Source organism: Bacteroides timonensis (genome assembly GCF_000513195.1).
GTDB lineage: Bacteria > Bacteroidota > Bacteroidia > Bacteroidales > Bacteroidaceae > Bacteroides > Bacteroides timonensis.
Genome location: NZ_CBVI010000144.1, coordinates 1 through 17,259, shown reverse-complemented (window position 1 = coordinate 17,259; position 17,259 = coordinate 1). Strand labels below are relative to the sequence as shown.

Sequence of the window (17,259 nt, the reverse complement as noted above, 5' to 3'; positions counted from 1 at the left end):
ATTAATTATGGAAAGACACAAGTTACTTAATCAAATGAAAGGTAGATATAGACTTCCACCGGAAATCTATAAGAGGTCATTTCAGTTGAATACTGAAAGAATATTCTGGAAACAATCAAATTCTATATTTATTTAATAACTTCTATTTAATTATTATGAATAAACAATTTATCAAAGTGCTCCTGTGCGGAGCAATGGTTCTGTCAACGGGAACCTTTATATCATGTAATAATGATGATGATATTGATGATCTTAAATCAAGAGTATCAGTGGTAGAAACGGCTATTGGCGATTTGAAGGCTGATTTAGATAAGGCTTTGAAGACTGGTGCGAGTATTGTAGAAGTCAAGTTGGACGAGCAAACTGGTATTTATACGTTGTCGTTGAGTGATGGACAAAAAATTGTGATAAAACCGGGTGGAGGTAATATTTCCGTTACAATGACTGATACGGAAGCCATCATCAATGTAAATGGTACGGAATATAAACTCCCATTGGGTTCTGCTGTCAACTCTTTAATCTATAGCCCCGAAACAATAGATGGTATTGTAGAGATTGGCAATACTGGTGCAATTGTAAAATTCCTGCCAAGACCAGCTTTAACAAGTATAGAAGGTGCAGAATTTACGATTGCTGAGTCTCATGTGTTAACTCGTGCTGCTGATGGCGAGCAATTTAAGGTTAATGGTGCGGCAAGTCTGGATGGTGGTTTCATTGTAGTTCCCATTAAGGCGTTGGGTGAAGCGGAAGCTGGAAAGATGTATGCTGTATCTCTGCAAATGAAGTTCAGAGGAACGGTCATCGGTTCAAATTATTTCAATGTGAAAGTAGCTGATGATTTTTCGGCTGTAGCCGAAGATCTGGGTGGTGTTACCATCAAAGCTGATTACGCCCCGAAAGACTTAGCCGATGGTTTCAAGGAAATGACTATGAACGGTCTTGATCTGCTGGGAACTTTAAACTTCAATAATCTATTCTCAGAACTTCCTGACAAGGCTGAATTCGTCGTCGCTAGCAGTAGTAAACAACCGGGTGGAAAAGCGCAGGAAAAAGTAGATTTACTTAAGACGAGTTTGAAAACCGATGGTACTTGGAAATTCAGTACAAGACCGGGAACCAGCTTCAATGATAATAAAGAACGTCCGGGATTCTTGGTGAATGTGGTTGCTGACGATGTGATAAAAGCTAAAATTTATGTGGTTATTGTTGATGAACTGGCTGATGTGGACTTCACAGCAAACGGACTGGTTGGTAACTACGAAGCGGAATGGGGTGGTACAGTAAAAGCTCAACCACTGGGGGCAGGAAAGCTGAACTTCCCGAAGACTCTTTCTAAATATGAGACAGATATCCCTACCATTCATAATGGAGCAGATGGATTCTTTCCTAATTGGCTGAAGTATAGTATCAAAATGGGTGATGAAGAGTTGATTTTCAATAATGGATCGACGTTGGAAATGGGGGATCTTGCCAAAAAGTATGCGGAAGGTTGTCGTGGCATTTATTATTTCTTCCGTGGCTTTGCTGTCTATGTTCCGGCTTCTTTGGGTACTGATGGAAAATATACAGATGTCAACGGCAAGACTTATGATGCTGGTGAAGGTTATGGCTATGACGGCTGGATGGGACAATATAATGAATACATCAACGATCCGGTAGGTTTCTATAACAATATAAAGGAGTGGGGCTTCGGTGACTTCACAATGGATGAAAAGACCGGTGACTTCAACTTCCCTGAAAGCTATACAGGTTATGGGCTCCGCATCGCCCTTGGTGCTGGTTACGAATATGCTTATGGCGTGAAGCCGCTTCATGCAGCAGGTACAGATCAGTTGGGCATGCTCTTTATCAACCGTCGTGTGGCTCCGGAAGGTGCAACAATGCCGGCTCCCAAGCCTTAAGATTCCTCTAAGTAAACTTTAAGAGGTGGTACCCCTGTACAAGCGACGGGTACACCTCTTATCACTAAAAAATGAAGATTTCTTTAATGAACAGAAAATCTAAGCATGAAACATTATAATTCTAATAAAATAAAAAGAAGTGCATCTTTTTCATGGAGAACGATGATGATTGTACTTCTATGCCTCCTGACGGCATTGCCTATGTCGGCTCAGAACCGGATGGTTCAGGGAACCGTCATCGATAATACGGGCGAGCCGGTTATCGGAGCAAACATAAGGGTGAGCGGTACTACCCGAGGAACAATCACTGATATAGACGGTGTGTTCAAGATAGAAGCCTCTGCCAAAGACAAACTGACAATTACCTTTATCGGCTATCTGGATGCTGTAGTATCGGCAGCTAATACCGTATTGAAAGTCACTTTGCAGGAAGATAGCAAGACACTGGAAGAAGTAGTAGTTGTAGGTTACGGTACGCAGAAGAAAGCGACTTTGACAGGTGCAGTCTCAGCTGTTAATAATAAGGAAATTGCCGTGACTAAGAATGAGAATGTGGTGAATATGCTTTCCGGAAAAATACCCGGTGTGCGTATTACACAGAAAAGTTCACAACCCGGTGAGTTCGATAATGCCATCGATATCCGTGGTTTGGGTGAGCCGTTGATCGTGGTTGATGGTATTCCTCGTGACAAGGCCTATTTCTCACGTATGGATGCCAATGAAATAGAATCGGTATCTGTATTGAAGGACGCTTCTGCTTCCATTTATGGTATTCGTGCTGCCAATGGCGTTATATTGGTAACATCCAAGCATGGTGGAGAAAGCAGTGATGGTAAGTTTGATATTACTTTTTCTGCAAACTATGGCTGGCAACAGTTTCTATATATGCCTGAAACAGCTTCTGCAGCCAACCACATGTTGTTGATCAACGAGAAGTCTTATAATGACTTTGGCACTAACTATCCCCGTCGTACCTCGCCGAAATATACATGGCAGCAGATGATGGAATATAGTTCCAAGAACAATAGAGGTACCAACTGGGCCGACGAACTGTTTGATAATAATGTACCGCAACAACAATATAACATTAGTGTGGATGGTGGTTCGAAGAGGATAAGTTATTTCTTTAATTTGGGCTATATGAAGCAGGAAGGTTCCTATAAGAGCGGTTCGTTGAACTATGACCGCTGGAACTTCCGCAGTAACGTGGATGCTAAAATCACTGACCGATTGAAGGCTACCGTGCAGTTGAGCGGCTATATGGACGAGAAGAATCAACCGTTTACTGACATGTGGACGGTCTACAAGAAGGCATGGACTTTGCGGCCTACTTCACAGGCTTGGCTGAATGGGGATCATGATCTGCCCAGTTACGACTCGGAACTTTCTGACAATGATAATCCGGTGGCTACTACTGACAGTCGTTTCACTGGCTACCGCAGAGAGAAGCGTACAAACTTCAATGGTTCGCTGACGTTGGCGTATGATATTCCCGGTGTGAAAGGCTTACAGGCTAAAGCTTTCTATAGCTATGATTACAATTCATCGAACAATACGGAATACAAACGTGCCTATCAATTGTATGAAATGGTAGGTGGAGAGATGAAGACTTATGACCGTAATGCTGACAGTTATCTACGTCGGGGAACTGATCCCAGCCATGGTACTGTAATGCAGCTCTCTTTGAACTATGCCAATAAGTTCGGCGATCACAATGTGGGGGGCTTGATATTGTTTGAAGAGCAGTATAATGAGTGGGATAATTTCTACGGACAGGCGATTATGAAGTTGGATGGGGAATATCTGATATATGGTGAGAAAAGTAATCAGATTGTAGGTGCAGGTCTTGCGGGCGACAAGGTTCGTCAGGCTTTGGTAGGTAGATTCAATTATGACTATAAAGGTCGTTATATGGTGGACTTTTCTTTTCGCTATGATGGTTCTTCCAGTTTCCCGAAAAATTCTCGCTGGGGGTTCTTTCCTGCTGTATCTGCAGGCTGGCGTGTCAGCGAAGAGGCTTTTATGAAAGAGTGGGTACCGTTCCTCAGTAACCTGAAGATTCGTGCTTCTTACGGTGAAATGGGTGATGATGGTAGAGCCAATACCTATCCACAGACAGCTGTAGCCTATGAACTTAATCCCAGTAAATTGGGCTATGTTTATAATGGGGTTCTGATTTCCGGTGTTTCGGCAACATCTATCCCTAATCCGGATTTGACATGGTATACAGCTAAGACTTATAACCTTGGCGTAGACTTTGACCTTTGGAACCAGAAACTGAGTGGTACGTTTGAAGTATTCAAGCGTAAACGTGATGGATTGTTGGCTACTTCTTCTGCACAGATCCCTGGCATTGTAGGTGCCTCCCTTCCGCAAGAGAATAAGGAAAGTGATGAAACATTTGGTTGGGAAATCAGCTTAGGGCACCGTAACAGAGTGGCAGGAGTTACTTATTGGGTAAACGGACAAATCAGTGCGACCAAGAATCGTTGGGATTATCATTCCGATAGTCAAGCTTCCAATTCTATGGATAACTGGTATCGCAGAGATGTTTCCGGTCGTAATAAGGATATTTGGTTTACTTATGAGGAAGGTGGACGTTTCGGCAGTTACGATGATATCCGTTATCATGGTACAACAGGTGCGAATTACGGTCAAGGTACCTTGCCAGGTGACTACTATTACAAGGACTGGAATGGTGACGGTATTATAGATGATTCGGATAGACATCCGATGGCTACCTTCAACTTGCCGGTATTCAACTACGGTATCACACTGGGGGCTGCTTGGAAAGGTATCGACCTTTCTATGAACTGGCAAGGTTCAGCAGGTGTATACAGTTCCTATAGTGAAGTATTTACTGAGGTAGGGCCATTCAACGGTGCTGCCGTACTGAATATTTACGAAGATCGCTGGCATACGGAGAAACCGACGGACGATCCGTGGAATCCGAATACTAAGTGGGTATCCGGTCTCTATCCGGCTACCGGACATAGTTTTAATACGGGTAGCACGGGCATTAAGAATACTTCCTATATCCGTTTGAAAACTTTGGAAGTGGGCTATACCTTGCCTAAGACATGGTTGGCTAAGGCAGGTGTTAAAGATCTTCGCGTTTATTTCAATGCTTACAATCTTTTGACTTTTACCGGACTGGATAATATAGATCCGGAGCGTCCGGGAGAAAAGGGCGGTGCGAACGAAGATCCCAATAAAAATAGTGTCTTGTTCTACAACTACCCGGTGAACCGTACATTCAATATTGGTGCAACAATTAAATTCTAATACGAGAGGATAGAACATGAAAAATATCAAATATATATTTGTAGCAGCAGCATTAGGCCTGACGATGTCATCTTGTTATGATTTGGACTTGGAACCCAAAGGTCTGATCTATGAAAATGTGCTGATGAAATCCGAGAGTGGTCTGCAGAAATACTGGGCCATGGTTTTCCAGGATCTGCCGATTGAAGACTTCAACTTTGCGATGAATGGTGAACACAATGGCTTCGGCACAGTCTGTGCGGCCGGTTGGCACGAAGCGAATCAGTGGGGTGCGCAGAAAGCGAGTCCGGCATCCGCAGCTATGGAAGCTACCGGACGTACCACTTCCTATGGTGACGGTTGGGGATATTGGCCTTACGACCGCATCCGTGACATTAATAATTTCATGGAGCAATTTCCTAATTACAAGGAATACTATAATGAGGAAACATACGAAAATCTTTATGCTGAGGCATTTTTCTTGCGGGCTTTTTACTACTTTGGACTGGTGAAGCGCTATGGAGGTGTGCCCATTGTGGACAAGGTACTCGATCCGAAAGCACCGCTTGCTGAATTGCAATTGCCTCGTAGCACAGAGTATGATTGCTGGATGTTTATTCACAATGATCTGGAATATGCCATGAATCATATGTCTGCTGCCAAGGGAGATGCCAGTCGCCCCAACCGCTATGCAGCGGCAGCGTTAATGAGCCGTGCTATGCTTTATGCAGCTTCCGCTGCAAAATATGGCAGCTATGGCAAAATAACAGGACCAGCCGTGGATGCAGGTCTTATGAGTATTGCTCCCGAAAAGGCTAAGGAATTTTATCAATATGCCTATGACGCCTGCAAGTTTGTCAAGGAGGGTGGTTATGCGCTGAACGACGGTAGTGACAAGGAAGCTGCCTATGCCGAGCAGTTCTTCAAAGACAATACTCCGGAGGATATCTTTATCAAACAGTATGGTGATTACATAGCCTTGAAGGATAATCAAGGTACTATGCTGTTTCACAGTTGGGATTCAATGATTCTACCTAAGGGCAGTAACTTGAGTATCAGTGCTCCGGGTTGCGCCATACAGCCCGCATGGGAGCTGATTCGTATGTTCGAGATGCCTGCCGTGACCGACGAGGAAGGCAAGCCTATCCGCTTTGACAATGTGGAGGACCTCTGGAACTCGGGCGAGATGGAGCCTCGTGCCCGCGCTATCTTCTTCTTCTCGGGTATGACTGAGAAAGGTTCGGGTATCAAACTCGATTTTCAGGCTGGTGTATACAAAAGCTATCCCGGAACGGCGGCTGACGGAACTACGGAAACCGGTGGCAGCACGAATAACTATACGAACGCCTATCGCGTGACGGCACAGAACGTGGAAGCGAGTCAGATGTATCAGGATATCGGTGATCAGAAGAACGTAAAAGTAGCCGGTCCGCATGGTTGTTTCAGAGGTACGGGTGATGAGGGATACTCCTACATGGGGGCGTTGATTCGTAAATATACGAACCCTAACTCAAACCTTGCTATTAGAGGTGGTCTTTTTGGAAGTTCGCAGTCATGGAAGGTATTCCGCTACGGTGAAGTTTTACTGAACTGGGCAGAGGCTGCTTATGAATTGGGTTTGGAAACCGGTGATGATAAGTTGAAGGCGGAAGCATTTACTTACGTTAATGAAGTCCGTGCACGTGCAGGCGCTACTCCTCATCAGATGGTCAACAATCCGGAAGATCTGGGTATGGAGAAATACGGATTCCCGGTAGATGAGAACTTGCAGTACATTCGTGATGAACGTGCACGTGAACTTTGCTTTGAGAATCTGCGCATCTATGACCTGCGTCGTTGGAGAGTGGCTGATATTGACTTTATGGATGGTAAACAACCGCATACGTTGCTCCCTTACTACGTACTTAATGAGAATAAGTGGATTTTCTTGAATGAAGTGCCGGTTGTAGCCCGTAAGGCTACGTTCGATAAGAAATGGTACTATGAACAGATTCCGGGTGGAGAAATCGGCAAGAATCCGAATCTTATACGTAATGATGGTTATTAATACTAAATTGTATATGGATATGAAAAAGTTGAAACATAGTCTGTTGTTTGGAGTATTAACTCTATTTGCGACTTCCTGTATGGAGGTGGACAATTTTGATGAACCCGACGCTCACTTCACCGGACGTATTATAGATAAAACCACGGGGGAGAATATCCTGGCCGATCAGGGTGCAGGACGGGTGAAGATCTGGGAGAAAAGCTTCAGTCTTAATCCCGGTTCTCAAACGATTCCTGTGAAGCAGGATGGCACTTTCAACAATACGAAGCTATTTAAAGGCACGTATGACGTAGTTCCCGAAGGCGCCTGGTGGCCTGCCGATACTATTCGTATAGGTATTGGCAAAAAGGCTGTTCATGACTTCGAAGTAACTCCTTATCTGAAACTGATTGATCTGAAGACGGAACTGGTGGATGACTCACTGGCTATCTCCTGCCGTCTGGATGTTCCTCCTATTACAACGGGACTTCCCCGAATTCTGGATATACGTCCTTTCCTGAGCCTTAATCAGTTCTGTGGTGAAGGCAATTGCATTAGTTACTATAATGATATGGGTAGTGATGATGAGAAACCTTATGCTAAGAACTATATTTCCAAGGTAAGAAGTACTTGGGAGAAACTGGAAAAACTGGAAGATGGCAAGAGCAAGATCTTCTCTTTCAAGGTGGATGTGAAGCCCGGTTATACTTATTTTGTTCGTGTGGGTGCCAGGGTTGACGATACTTTCCAAAAGTGCAACTATACGGAAATAGTGAAAGTTGAAATTCCTCAAAAGTAAATACAACAGAAACGTAATTAGATTGATATGATGGTGCAGCTGGGAGAGGAGGCATACAGCTTCTTTTCCCGGTTCTATTTGACTGAACAACAATAAATAAAGCTATGATGAATTTGAAAAAGATATATTATTTAGTGCTCTGTGCTCTCGTGGCATGCACTACAGCCTCTTGCAAAGATAGTAATGATGATTATATTCCGCCTGCTTTAGAGCCCGAAAAGCCTGAGGTACCTGTTGAACCTGAAGACCCGCGTGCGGATGTCCCCATTCATGTAGATGGAGAGCCTTACACCACTTACAAAGGGTTGCTGATGACCGGTTATCAAGGGTGGTTTGGTACACCGGGCGATGGCTGTAGCCATGCGAATCATAAGAATACGGAGTGGTATCACTATCGTGAAAACGATATGTTCAAACCCGGTGTACTGCGTAACAGCATTGACCTCTGGCCGGATATGAGTGAGTATGAAATCAAGTATGATACAGAATTCAAATATCCTGATGGAACGACGGCGCAGGTGTATAGTGCTTATGACAAGTCTACTGTGATGCTGCATTTCAAGTGGATGCAGGAGTATGGCATTGACGGTGCATTTATGCAGCGTTTTGTAGGCGAAGTGATTGATAATTCCGACGGTAAGGATCACTTCGATAAGGTACTGTCAAGTGCTATGGATGGTTCCGACCAATATCAGCGTGCTATTGCGGTGATGTATGACCTTGGCGGTTATAATCCTGCCCGTTTCGAGAAAGTCGTTGCTGATGCTCAGGCAATCTATGATACTTATGCCTCCAAACGGAAATATTATCTGCACGAGAATGGCAAACCGCTAATTGCTCTTTGGGGGGTAGGTTTCAATCCTACTGAACGTGGTTACAGCAATGAGGATATCCAGAAGTTGTCTGACAAGCTGAAAGAAGTGGGTTACAGCATCATGCTGGGTGTATCTACTTACTGGCGTGCCGGCGGAGGTGATACCTATACTCCCGGAAAAGCTAGCTTGCATGCTCTCATCAAGAGTGTGGACGTAATTATGCCTTGGTATGTAGGTCGTTTCAATGATATCAATAGTTATAACACGGGTGGTAGTGAAGGCGGATTTGCCAATATGGTCGGTAAGGATATAGAATGGTGTAAGAATGTCAATGAGTCTGGAGAAAGCAAAGTACAGTATGCTCCGCATTGCTATCCGGGTGCTTCGGATTTGAATATGCATCCTTACTATGAACGGGGATCCCGCGAAAGAGGTAAGTTCTTCTGGACTCAACTCCATAACTGTATTCGTAGAGGTTGTACGATGTTGTATATTGCTATGTTCGATGAAATAGATGAAGGGACAGCTATCTATAAGGTACTTAGAAAGAGTGATGTGCCCAGTAATGCGGCCGACGTGGAATACTATGTGGTTTATAACCCGAAGAATGAAAAGATTTCTTATTCAGACATGAACGGCATCGGAAGAAGCACTGAGAATACTGTCTTCATGGCGAAGAATAAAGTAGCGGCTCCTACTGATGGCTGGTGCAAATCAGAAAAAGAATTGGGTATCACTTTTGAAGGTATCGATGATGATCTGGAAACTGACTATTATCTGTGGCTCACCGGACAGGCTGGTAAAATGTTGCGCAAGCAGATTGCTCTTCAGGAAACACAGCCGAAGCGTTAAATAGAATCGATAACATGATTTAATTGGAAATATACGTATGAAAACTTTTTTAATCACCTTGGCTGCCTTGTCGTTCACATTGATGAGTTGTAACAGCCAAAAGCAAAAAACGGTTACTTTAGGGCCAAATCCTTTTATTACTCACATGTATACTGCCGACCCTTCGGCCCATGTATGGGAAGACGGGCGCTTGTATGTGTATGCTTCGCATGACATTGATCCGCCACGTGGGTGCGATTTGATGGACCGCTATCATGTATTCTCTACGGATGATATGGTAAATTGGACAGATCATGGTGAAATTCTGAACTCTTCACAGGTATCCTGGGGACGTAAAGACGGTGGATTCATGTGGGCGCCCGATTGTGCATATAAGAACGGTACTTATTACTTCTATTTTCCGCATCCGAGTGGCGATGACTGGAATAATACTTGGAAAGTTGGTGTAGCTACCAGCAAGTATCCCGCCAAAGATTTTGAAGTGCAGGGATATATTGAAGGATTGGGCAATGCTTTTGCAATGATTGACCCTTGTGTGTTTGTAGATGATGACGGACAGGCTTACTTCTATTATGGCGGTGGCGGTCGTTGTGCGGCAGCCAAACTGAAAGATAATATGATGGAAGTAGCTGAACCTTTGAGAGACATGGAAGGACTGAAAGATTTTCATGAAGCTACCTGGGTGCATAAAAAAGACGGTGTTTACTATATGTCGTATGCTGACAACCACTCGGAAAATGGAAAAGGTGCCAACCGCTTGAATTATGCAACAAGTGACTCTCCGATGGGACCGTGGAAATATCAGGGCATTTATCTGGAACCGACAGGTTGCGATACAAGCCATGGATCTATAGCCGAATATAAAGGTGAATGGTATGCTTTCTATCATAACTGTTCTATTTCAGGGGAGGGAAACCTTCGTTCGGTCTGTGTAGACAGGTTGTATTATAACTCGGATGGAACAATACAGGTGGTAAAACAGACACGAGGGCAGAAATAATTATTAAAAAGAGACTTATTTAGCCATTTATTCAATTTTAATCGGCTATTAAGTCTTTTTTAATCGAAAGGGAAAGTGTAGAGGTTTACATTTGCCTTCACGAATAAATATAAACTAAAACTGTTATATTATGAAAATTACACATTGCCTGGCTTCCGTAGCTTTAGTTTCCATGTTGGGCGCTTGTAGTGGAGTACAAAATCAAGTAGCTGCCGTGAAAGGTCCGGTTGACTATGTAAATCCTTACATGGGAAATATCAGTCACTTGCTGGTGCCTACTTTCCCGACTATTCATCTGCCGAATAGTATGCTTCGTGTTTATCCCGAACGGGCGGACTATACAACAGATCAGTTGAACGGTCTTCCTTTGATTGTAACCAGCCATCGTGGAAGTTCTGCTTTCAACCTGAGTCCGTATCAAGGAGAGAATCTTCGTCCGGTTGTAGCTTATAGCTATGATGATGAAAAGTTGAAACCTTATTATTATGAGGTGATCCTCGATGACGAGGAAATTAAAGTGAAGTATGCACCCTCTCATCAGTCAGCTCTTTATCAGATAGATTATAGTCAGCAGGATAAACCTGTATACATGATGATTAATTCACGAAACGGTGCCATCAAAGCAGGTGACGGATTTGTGAGCGGTTACCAGCAACTGGAGAATAATACGCGTGTGTACTTGTATATAGAATCGGATATTGCTCCTATAGAAACGGGGATCCTGGCTGATGGTAAAATGGAGGCAGGCACAAAGGAAGCAGAAGGACGCAATGCCTGTGCTGTTCTGCACTTTGCCGACGGAACGAAAACGGTAAATCTGCGCTATGGTATTTCGTTTATAAGCGAGGAACAGGCTAAAGAGAATCTGCAACGTGAATTGCCAGACTATAATCTACAGGCTTTGGCAGAAAAGGGACGCCAAATCTGGGATAAAGCATTGAGCGATATTCAAGTAGAAGGTGGCAGTGATACAGATAAGCAAATTCTTTATACGTCACTCTATCGCATATTCGAACGTCCCGTTTGTATCAGTGAGGGCGGTCGTTATTTCAGTGCGTTCGACGGGAAAGTACACGAGGATAATGGCGAACCTTTCTATACGGACGACTGGATTTGGGATACCTATCGCGCAGCTCATCCCCTGCGTCTTCTGATTGACGAAGGTACGGAAAAGAATGTGATTGACTCTTATCTGCGTATGGCTGAACAAATGGGTAATATGTGGATGCCTACCTTCCCTGAAATTACAGGTGACTCCCGCCGTATGAATTCCAATCATGCCGTAGCAACAGTAGCTGATGCGGCCGCTAAAGGCTTACAATTCGATTTGGCTAAGGCCTATGAAGCTTGCCGTAAAGGAATTGAAGAAAAAACACTGGCTCCGTGGTCGGGTGCTGCCGCCGGTTGGATTGATGATTTCTATAAGAAGAACGGATATATCCCTGCACTTCAGGAAGGAGAAAAAGAAACAGACCCGAATGTACATCATTTCGAAAAGCGTCAGCCGATTGCAGTTACATTGGGAACAGCATACGACCAATGGTGCCTGTCGCGCATAGCCGATATGTTGGGAAAGAAAGAAGATGCTGCTCACTATCTGCAATGTGCTCATAATTATCGCAACGTGTATAATGCAGAAACAGCTTTCTTCCATCCGAAGGATAAGAATGGTAAGTGGATCGAACCATTCGATTATCGTTTCTCCGGAGGTATGGGTGCCCGTGAATATTATGGTGAGAATAATGGTTGGGTTTATCGTTGGGATGTTCCTCACAATGTAGCCGATCTGATTGATTTGATGGGTGGTAACCAACAGTTTATAGCAAATCTGGATCAGACTTTCCGTGAACCGTTGGGACGTGGCAAATATGCTTTCTATGCACAGATACCGGATCATACGGGAAATGTGGGACAATTCTCAATGGCCAATGAACCTTCTTTGCATATTCCTTATCTGTATAACTATGCAGGTCAGCCTTGGAAGACACAGAAACGTATCCGTCAGTTGCTGAAGACTTGGTTCCGTAACGACCTGATGGGTGTGCCGGGAGATGAAGACGGTGGTGGTATGTCGGCATTTGTTGTATTCTCTTCTTTAGGTTTCTATCCGGTTACACCGGGATTCCCTGCTTATAATATCGGTAGTCCCTTGTTTGCTAAGGCTAAGGTGATGTTGAGCAACGGAAAGGTATTTGAAATAGAAGCGCAAGGTGCGTCGGATGAAAATAAATACATCCAATCTGCAACATTGAACGGAAAAGAATGGAATCGACCTTGGTTTAGTCACGACGACATAAAAGAAGGCGGGAAATTGGTATTGGTGATGGGCGGCAGACCCAATAAGGCATGGGGTAGCGCAGGTGATGCAGTGCCTCCATCAGCCGGGAGGTAGCAGTCGGCGGAGTATAGAGTATCCGACAGGCTAAGGATGAAGTATATATATCGTTATGTATAGATAATTATATCAATCGATATATGAAATTATACCGAGCGGTATAAATAACTATACCGTGCGGTATAAATAATTATACCGAGCGGTATAAATTCATATATCGACCGGTATAAATAAAAATACGCAGTGGTATATATACTTCATCCTTAGGCTCTCGACAAGTAAGGACAGTTAATATCATAGACACCATGAAGAGAAGGATAAGCATTATATACGTCATACTCCTGGCACTGACAGTCTGTGCCGGAGTGGCACAGGCTCAAGAGCTATATAAGGATGGGAAAGCACCGATGCATGAGCGCATCATGGATTTATTATCACGCTTGACGGTTGAAGAAAAAATCAGCCTGTTGCGTGCCACCTCTCCGGGAATTTCCCGTCTGGATATTCCTAAGTATTACCACGGTAACGAAGCGCTTCACGGAGTGGTTCGACCGGGACGCTTTACCGTTTTCCCGCAAGCTATCGGACTGGCGGCAACCTGGAATCCAGAGCTGCAATTGCAGGTAGCTACGGTTATTTCTGATGAGGCCCGTGCCCGTTGGAATGAATTGGATCAGGGACGGGAGCAGAAAAGCCAGTTCAGTGACTTGTTGACCTTCTGGTCTCCCACAGTGAATATGGCGCGTGACCCACGTTGGGGACGTACTCCGGAAACTTACGGAGAAGACCCCTATTTAAGTGGTATCATGGGTACTGCTTTTGTGCAAGGTCTGCAAGGCGATGATGACCGTTATCTGAAGATTGTGTCGACTCCCAAACATTTCGCAGCTAATAATGAAGAACACAATCGTTTTGTATGTAATCCGCAGATTTCAGAGAAACAGTTACGTGAATATTATCTTCCGGCTTTTGAAGCGTGCGTGAAGGATGGTAAATCAGCTTCCATCATGTCAGCATACAATGCGTTGAATGATGTGCCTTGTACCTTGAACGCCTGGTTATTGACGAAAGTACTTCGTAAGGACTGGGGATTTAAAGGATATGTGGTTTCCGATTGCGGTGGACCTTCCTTGTTAGTGAATGCTCATAAATACGTAAAGACTAAAGAAGCAGCCGCTGCTTTATCCATAAAAGCAGGTTTGGATCTGGAATGTGGAGATGATGTATATGACCAGCCTTTGCTGAGTGCATACCGTCAATATATGGTTACAGATGCGGACATCGACTCCGCAGCCTATCGTGTGTTGAGAGCGCGTATGGAATTAGGATTGTTCGATAGTGGAGAACAGAATCCTTATACAAAAATATCTCCTGCTGTAATAGGATCGGCAGAACATCAGGAAGCGGCTTTGAATGCTGCGCGTGAGTGTATTGTATTACTCAAGAATCAAAAGAAAATCTTGCCGCTTAACGCCAAGAATGTAAAATCCATAGCAGTGGTAGGTATCAATGCGGGTAGCAGTGAGTTTGGTGATTATAGCGGATTGCCGGTAATCGCTCCGATCTCTGTATTGCAAGGTATTAAAGATAGGGTAGGCGATGATGTAAAAGTGGCATACGCCCCATGGAAGTCAGCTGTAGACGGAATGGAACTTATACAGGGTGCCAGTTTTCCGGAAGGATTGAAGGCCGAGTATTTTGACAATACCAAGTTGCAGGGAACTCCGAAAGTGCGTGAAGAAGAATGGATCAACTTTGAGCCTGCCAACCAGGCACCGGATCCCTTCTTGCCTAAATCGCCTTTGTCTGTCCGTTGGACCGGAAAATTGCGTCCTACGGTTACCGGACAATATACACTTAGTGTCACATCGGATGACGGTTGTCGCCTGAGCATTGACGGTAAGATGCTGATTGATGCGTGGGCGGGACATGCTGTCCGGACTGATACCGCTACTATTTATCTGGAAGCCGGAAAAGATTATCAGTTGAAGGCTGAATATTATGATAACCGTGACTATGCTATTGCCAAACTGCAATGGCGTGTTCCACAGGTAGGAAAGGTGACGCGACTGGATTTGTACGGCGAAGCCGGAAAGGCGGTGCGTGAGTGTGAGACAGTGGTTGCCGTATTGGGCATTAATAAGTCAATAGAACGTGAAGGGCAAGACAGATATGATATTCAGCTTCCGGCGGACCAACAAGAGTTCTTGCAGGAAATCTACAAGGTAAATCCGAATATCGTAGTTGTATTGGTAGCAGGTAGCTCATTGGCTATCAACTGGATGGATGAGCATATTCCGGCTATCGTGAATGCTTGGTATCCCGGTGAAAGCGGAGGTAAGGCTGTAGCGGAAGTCTTGTTTGGTGATTATAATCCGGGTGGCCGTCTGCCATTGACCTATTACAGAAGTCTGGATGAACTCCCTCCGTTTGATGATTATGATATAACTAAGGGACGTACTTATAAATACTTCAAAGGGGATGTTCTGTATCCTTTCGGTTATGGTTTAAGTTATACCACGTTCAAGTATTCCAACCTGCAAGTGGCAGATGGTGAAGAGGAGATAAATGTTTCTTTCCAACTGAAGAATTCAGGTAAATATGCAGGTGATGAGGTTGCTCAGGTATATGTGAAGTTGCCTGAACGGGATGAAGTAATGCCTATCAAAGAGCTGAAAGGTTTTGAGCGTGTCACATTGAAGAGTGGTGAAAACAAGAAGGTGACTTTGAAATTACGTAAAGATCTGTTGCGTTATTGGGATGAGGCGAAAGATAAGTTTGTCTGTCCTTCCGGTGATTATACGATCATGGTAGGTGCTTCTTCTGCTGATATTCGTTTACAGAAAGTGGTTTCGGTATTGCAGAAGTGACAGAAACAGTGCTATTAATTACTAATATAAAACACATTACTTATGAAAAAGCATTTTTATCCTATTTTTGCATTATTCCTGGTGGGAGTTATGTTCTCTTGTCAGTCGCCTAAAAGCAATTCGACGAAAGAAGAAGCGGCCGGAATTGACAGTATGGCTCCCAATCCATTTATCACGCACATGTACACAGCCGATCCTTCGGCACATGTATGGGCGGACGGACGTTTGTATGTATATGCTTCGCATGATATAGATCCTCCGCGTGGTTGCGATTTGATGGATCGTTATCATGTGTTCTCTACGGATGATATGGTAAATTGGAAAGATCATGGTGAAATACTGAATTCGTCACAAGTGCCCTGGGGACGCAAAGAAGGTGGATTTATGTGGGCTCCTGACTGTGCTTACAAGGATGGTACGTACTATTTCTACTTCCCGCATCCCAGTGATACGAAGTGGAATGATAGTTGGAAGATTGGTGTAGCTACCAGCAAAGAACCGGCTGCTAACTTTACTGTGCAGGGGTATATTGAAGGAATGGATCCGTTGATCGACCCTTGTGTATTTGTGGATGATGACGGTCAGGCTTATATCTATAACGGTGGCGGCCAGATTTGTAAAGGCGGCAAGTTGAAAGATAATATGGTGGAACTGGATGGAGAAATGAAGGAAATGGAAGGTCTGGAAGACTTCCACGAAGCTACATGGATTCATAAATATAATGGAAAATACTATCTCTCTTATTCCGATAATCACGATGAAAACTGGAATGACGGTGTGGAAGGTGACAACCGTATGCGCTATGCTATCAGTGATAACCCGCTCGGGCCCTGGAAATCTATGGGTATCTATATGGAGCCTACCGACAGCTATACCAATCACGGTTCTATCGTAGAATATAAAGGTCAATGGTTTGCATTCTACCACAACAGTGTTTTATCTAATCATGACTGGTTGCGTTCTATTTGTGTAGACAAACTTTACTACAATGAAGACGGAACTATCCAGATGGTGAAACAAAGAAAATAAGATAGCTTGCTTCGACTATTGCCGTCTTCCGATGGGAGCTAATGACTTTGCCATGAGTTTTTACTCTTCTGCGGATGTTGCAGGAGACTTTAATCTGGTGGGTTTCAATATCGACTGTGACAGGTATATTCTGATTCACTGCCATTGTTGCAAATGTGACTGATAATGACGAAACAATGTGTGTAAAAGTGAGGGAACAGAGGGTAGCGCTAACGTTGCCTCCCCACTCATTCCATACTGTAAGTTGGAAGTTATAGTGGCAGTACTGGTATCTCAGCTTGAAACAGATAGTTTCGCGGCATGAAACAAACGGTTTCAAGCAATGAAACAGATAGTTTCACGGCATGAAACAAACAGTTTCAAGCAAT

General features: G+C 44.0%; 10 protein-coding genes. All 10 read left to right on the top strand.

The genetic code is table 11. The features are described from left to right. Positions 1 to 155 precede the first annotated feature (155 nt). Positions 156 to 1,901 (top strand): hypothetical protein, encoded by a 1,746-nt coding sequence (locus tag BN161_RS24840; RefSeq protein ID WP_044271390.1) that lies wholly within the window; start codon positions 156 to 158, stop codon positions 1,899 to 1,901. 105 nt (positions 1,902 to 2,006) lie between these two features. Then, positions 2,007 to 5,186: a SusC/RagA family TonB-linked outer membrane protein gene (locus BN161_RS24835; RefSeq protein WP_044271388.1), complete on the top strand. Its 3,180-nt coding sequence runs from the start codon at positions 2,007 to 2,009 to the stop codon at positions 5,184 to 5,186. A gap of 16 nt (positions 5,187 to 5,202) precedes the next feature. After that, positions 5,203 to 7,212: a RagB/SusD family nutrient uptake outer membrane protein gene (locus tag BN161_RS24830; RefSeq protein ID WP_044271386.1), complete on the top strand. Its 2,010-nt coding sequence runs from the start codon at positions 5,203 to 5,205 to the stop codon at positions 7,210 to 7,212. A gap of 19 nt (positions 7,213 to 7,231) precedes the next feature. Next, a complete protein-coding gene (locus tag BN161_RS24825; RefSeq protein ID WP_044271427.1) occupies positions 7,232 to 7,990 on the top strand; it encodes a DUF3823 domain-containing protein in 759 nt (252 codons plus the stop codon). Between the two features lie 104 nt (positions 7,991 to 8,094). Beyond that, the gene (locus tag BN161_RS24820; protein WP_052356420.1) at positions 8,095 to 9,657 is read left to right on the top strand and encodes a glycoside hydrolase family 71/99-like protein; all 1,563 of its coding nucleotides are present in this window, start codon (positions 8,095 to 8,097) and stop codon (positions 9,655 to 9,657) included. Positions 9,658 to 9,694: 37 nt separating this feature from the next. Next, entirely contained in the window at positions 9,695 to 10,657 is a 963-nt protein-coding gene (locus tag BN161_RS24815; RefSeq protein ID WP_044271383.1) for a family 43 glycosylhydrolase, read from the top strand. A 130-nt stretch (positions 10,658 to 10,787) separates the two neighbouring features. Then, positions 10,788 to 13,049 carry a GH92 family glycosyl hydrolase gene (locus tag BN161_RS24810; RefSeq protein ID WP_074435188.1) on the top strand — a complete coding sequence of 754 codons (2,262 nt, stop codon included), beginning with the start codon at positions 10,788 to 10,790 and terminating at the stop codon, positions 13,047 to 13,049. Between the two features lie 248 nt (positions 13,050 to 13,297). Beyond that, entirely contained in the window at positions 13,298 to 15,862 is a 2,565-nt protein-coding gene (locus BN161_RS24805) for a glycoside hydrolase family 3 C-terminal domain-containing protein (protein WP_044271381.1), read from the top strand. Between the two features lie 42 nt (positions 15,863 to 15,904). After that, a complete protein-coding gene (locus BN161_RS24800) occupies positions 15,905 to 16,891 on the top strand; it encodes a family 43 glycosylhydrolase (RefSeq protein WP_044271379.1) in 987 nt (328 codons plus the stop codon). A 143-nt stretch (positions 16,892 to 17,034) separates the two neighbouring features. Beyond that, on the top strand, positions 17,035 to 17,148 hold the full coding sequence (locus BN161_RS31110; protein ID WP_394332316.1) for a hypothetical protein: 114 nt from the start codon (positions 17,035 to 17,037) through the stop codon (positions 17,146 to 17,148). The last annotated feature ends 111 nt before the right edge of the window (positions 17,149 to 17,259 follow it).

Excerpts from the sequence above, each read along its gene's own strand:
- BN161_RS24810 (WP_074435188.1), top strand. The coding sequence starts at position 10,788 with ATGAAAATTACACATTGCCTGGCTTCCGTAGCTTTAGTTTCCATGTTG.
- BN161_RS24825 (WP_044271427.1), top strand. The coding sequence starts at position 7,232 with ATGAAAAAGTTGAAACATAGTCTGTTGTTTGGAGTATTAACTCTATTT.
- BN161_RS24815 (WP_044271383.1), top strand. The coding sequence starts at position 9,695 with ATGAAAACTTTTTTAATCACCTTGGCTGCCTTGTCGTTCACATTGATG.
- BN161_RS24820 (WP_052356420.1), top strand. The coding sequence starts at position 8,095 with ATGATGAATTTGAAAAAGATATATTATTTAGTGCTCTGTGCTCTCGTG.
- BN161_RS24840 (WP_044271390.1), top strand. The coding sequence starts at position 156 with ATGAATAAACAATTTATCAAAGTGCTCCTGTGCGGAGCAATGGTTCTG.
- BN161_RS24830 (WP_044271386.1), top strand. The coding sequence starts at position 5,203 with ATGAAAAATATCAAATATATATTTGTAGCAGCAGCATTAGGCCTGACG.
- BN161_RS24800 (WP_044271379.1), top strand. The coding sequence starts at position 15,905 with ATGAAAAAGCATTTTTATCCTATTTTTGCATTATTCCTGGTGGGAGTT.
- BN161_RS24805 (WP_044271381.1), top strand. The coding sequence starts at position 13,298 with ATGAAGAGAAGGATAAGCATTATATACGTCATACTCCTGGCACTGACA.
- BN161_RS24835 (WP_044271388.1), top strand. The coding sequence starts at position 2,007 with ATGAAACATTATAATTCTAATAAAATAAAAAGAAGTGCATCTTTTTCA.